The organism is Streptomyces tailanensis (assembly GCF_008386495.1).
GTDB classification, from domain to species: Bacteria; Actinomycetota; Actinomycetes; order Streptomycetales; family Streptomycetaceae; genus Streptomyces; species Streptomyces tailanensis.
Genome location: NZ_VTHJ01000047.1, coordinates 78,213 through 78,632, shown reverse-complemented (window position 1 = coordinate 78,632; position 420 = coordinate 78,213). Strand labels below are relative to the sequence as shown.

At 66.0% G+C, this 420-nt stretch carries 1 protein-coding gene; it reads left to right on the top strand.

The window, feature by feature from the left end; translation table 11 throughout:
• Nucleotides 1–420: alpha-glucosidase C-terminal domain-containing protein (locus tag F3T56_RS31790; RefSeq protein ID WP_246204092.1), on the top strand; the 420-nt coding region annotated here is incomplete at both ends.

Here is a 420-nt window from a genome sequence, read left to right as displayed (position 1 = left end):
GAGATCGGCATGGGCGACAACATCTGGCTCGGCGACCGCGACGCCGTACGCACCCCCATGCAGTGGACGCCGGACCGCAACGCTGGCTTCTCCTCCTGCGATCCGGGACGGCTTTCGCTACCGACGATCATGGATCCGGTCTACGGCTACCAGGTGACGAACGTCGAGGCGTCGATGTCTTCCCCGTCGTCGCTGCTGCACTGGACCCGCCGCATGATCGAGATCCGCAAGCAGAACCCGGCGTTCGGCCTGGGCTCGTACACCGAACTCCCCTCGTCGAACCCGGCCGTCCTCGCCTTCCTCCGGGAATGCAAGGACGACCTGGTGCTGTGCGTGCACAACTTCTCCCGTTTCGCCCAGCCCACCGAACTCGACCTGCGCGCCTACGAAGGACGCCACCCCGTCGAACTCATCGGCGGT